The organism is Methanoregula sp. (assembly GCF_002835825.1).
In the GTDB taxonomy this organism is placed as follows: Archaea; Halobacteriota; Methanomicrobia; order Methanomicrobiales; family Methanospirillaceae; genus Methanoregula.
In genome coordinates, this window is sequence record NZ_PIZH01000612.1 from 1 (window position 1) to 1,245 (window position 1,245).

Sequence of the window (1,245 nt, forward strand, 5' to 3'; positions counted from 1 at the left end):
GATGCGGGGGATGAAGAGCCGGCTCCTCACCCGCCGCGAGATGGATGACCTCATTACAAAGCCGGATCTCCCGTCGCTCATCGCTGACCTCGAGAATACCCCGTACCGGGAGTATATCATCGGGGCGAAGGGCCGGCTCGACGGGATCCTGTGCATTGAAGCTGCACTCCGGGATAACTTCACGAATACCTTCCGCAAGGTCCAGGACTTTGTACGGCAGGAAGAGGCGGAGCGTTACATCGTCATCTTCCTGCACCGGTGGGACGTCCAGAACATCAAGACGATCCTGCGGGGAAAGAACATCCATGTGACAAGCGAGGAGATCGCCTCGTGTCTCGTTCCTGCGGGTGAGATGGATGAGGCGACCCTGAACGAGCTGTTGAAACAGCCCGATGTCCGGGCGGTCGTCGATCTCCTCGCAACCTGGAAGATCCCGTATGCCCGGCCCCTGACCAGGGCATACCCGGAGTTTCTCAAAACAAAGGACCTTGCCGTCCTCGAATGCGCCCTTGACCGGTACTATTACGACGATGCGCTCGCCTCGGTGAACAGCCCCGGCTACAACAACCAGATCATCCAGGACATCCTCCGGCTCGAGGTGGATGTCATCAACATCAAGACCGTGCTGCGGATGGTCCGCGACCGCGTTGACCCGGAGGAGGCCCGGCGCTACCTCATCGGCGGCGGCAGGGTGTTCGACGAGAGGAAGCTGGGATCGATGCTTTGCCTCTCCTCCATCGAGGACGTGGTCAAAACACTCGCCAACACCCCGTACCGGTTCCTCGCCGATCTTCCGGAGTCTTCGATCCGGTCCCAGAAGATCTCGATCATCGAGAAAGAACTCGAGAGGTTCCTGATCAGAAAAGGGGTGGGGGCCTTCCGCCTTGAACCATTGAGCGTTGCCTCGGTCATCGGGTATTTCTGGGCCAAATACAACGAGGTGACCAACATCCGGGTCATCTCCCGGTGCAAGACCGCGGACGTCTCACCGGATATCCTCAAAGAGGAGCTGGTCTATGTATAAGCTCGCCGTGGTGACGGATGCTGACCGGGCATCGGGATTCCGGCTTGCAGGGGCGGACGTGATCGAGGCTGCCACCCATGAGGAGGTGAGGAAGGTGATCCCCGAGCTGCTCTACCGGGACGACATCGGTATAGTGGCGGTCAACGAGGAGTTCGTACTCTCGCTCGACGAGAAGCTGATGGACCGGATCGAGAAGATGCACCGCCCGCTCATCATCCCGA

2 protein-coding genes are annotated in these 1,245 nt (G+C 59.5%); both read left to right on the top strand.

The window, feature by feature from the left end; all coding sequences use genetic code 11:
- A partial coding sequence (locus tag CW742_RS13795) for a V-type ATPase subunit (RefSeq protein WP_292421364.1) occupies positions 1-1,024 on the top strand: 1,024 nt, incomplete at its 5' end.
- A partial coding sequence (locus CW742_RS13800; protein WP_292421366.1) for a V-type ATP synthase subunit F occupies positions 1,017-1,245 on the top strand: 229 nt, incomplete at its 3' end. The genes CW742_RS13795 and CW742_RS13800, both read left to right, overlap by 8 nt.